Origin of the sequence: Elstera litoralis, assembly GCF_000963705.1 — a bacterium.
Lineage (GTDB): Bacteria > Pseudomonadota > Alphaproteobacteria > Elsterales > Elsteraceae > Elstera > Elstera litoralis.
Window position 1 is genome coordinate 1 of sequence record NZ_LAJY01000799.1, and the last position, 992, is coordinate 992.

Genomic DNA, 992 nt, shown 5'->3' on the forward strand with positions numbered 1-992 from the left:
ATTAGAAAACCAAATGCGCCTCATGCCCGCCATTTTCCAGCACGGCACCGTTCACGATGATGCGTTCGCCGGGCTTTAGGGTCATCTTAAGCGGCATAGCGCTCTGCCTTTCCTACAGCGAGCGGGCTTCGCTGTCTTGCTCGTCCTGCCACAGCCGGTCAAAGCCAGCCGCATTTACCCAAACATCATTTCGATCGCTTGAGTAGCGAAAATCTTCCGGGCAGCGCTTTGCTAGGCCATTTTGCGTGAACAGCGGATTTTCCAGCGCCCCTGCGTCGGGCAGGATTGAGAAGTAATTAGCGAACTCGAGCGTGTTGCGCGCATCATCCTCCGCGACCATAACCTCATGCAGCTTTTCACCGGGACGAATCCCGATGTAATTCCGTGTGCAGCCTGGCGCAATTGCCTCGGCGATGTCATTGATCGCTACGCTCGGAATCTTGGGAACGAAAATCTCCCCGCCTTGCATACGCTCAAGCGAGTCGATAACGAATTGAACGCCCTGATCGAGCGTAATCACAAAGCGCGTCATCCGCTCATCCGTAATCGTGACCGATCCCCCGTCCTTCTGGCGCAAAAACACGGGAACGACACTGCCCCGGCTACCGATAACGTTGCCGTAGCGCACAACGCAAAAGCGCGTCCGCGCGTTCGAGTAAGCCCGCGCCGCAATGAAGAGCTTGTCGGAGCAAAGTTTGGTTGCCCCATACAGGTTGATCGGGTTCGCCGCCTTGTCGGTGCTCAAAGCAACGACGCGCTGGACGCCCTTATCAATCGCGGCATCGATCACGTTTGCCGCCCCCAGCACATTCGTGCGGATCGCTTCGATCGGATTATATTCGGCCGCCGGCACCTGCTTTAGGGCCGCCGCATGAACGACAATGTCGACCCCGTCAAAGGCGCGGTAAAGACGGTCCTTATCGCGAACGTCGCCCAAGAAATAGCGCATGCAGTCGAAACGCGTATCGGGGAAATCACGCTGCATCTCGAAC

General features: G+C 57.0%; 2 protein-coding genes. Both read right to left on the reverse strand.

From position 1 onward, the window contains the following. Window position 1: 1 nt before the first annotated feature. Entirely contained in the window at window positions 2-97 is a 96-nt protein-coding gene (locus VZ95_RS23465; RefSeq protein WP_084627948.1) for a flagellar biosynthesis repressor FlbT, read from the reverse strand. Between the two features lie 15 nt (window positions 98-112). Next, window positions 113-992 (reverse strand): UDP-N-acetylglucosamine 4,6-dehydratase (inverting) (gene pseB, locus VZ95_RS19855; RefSeq protein WP_045777405.1); only part of this gene is annotated, 880 nt, incomplete at its 5' end.

Bases quoted from the DNA above. Each gene is read 5' to 3' on its own strand.
- VZ95_RS23465 (WP_084627948.1), bottom strand. From the start codon at position 97: ATGCCGCTTAAGATGACCCTAAAGCCCGGCGAACGCATCATCGTGAAC.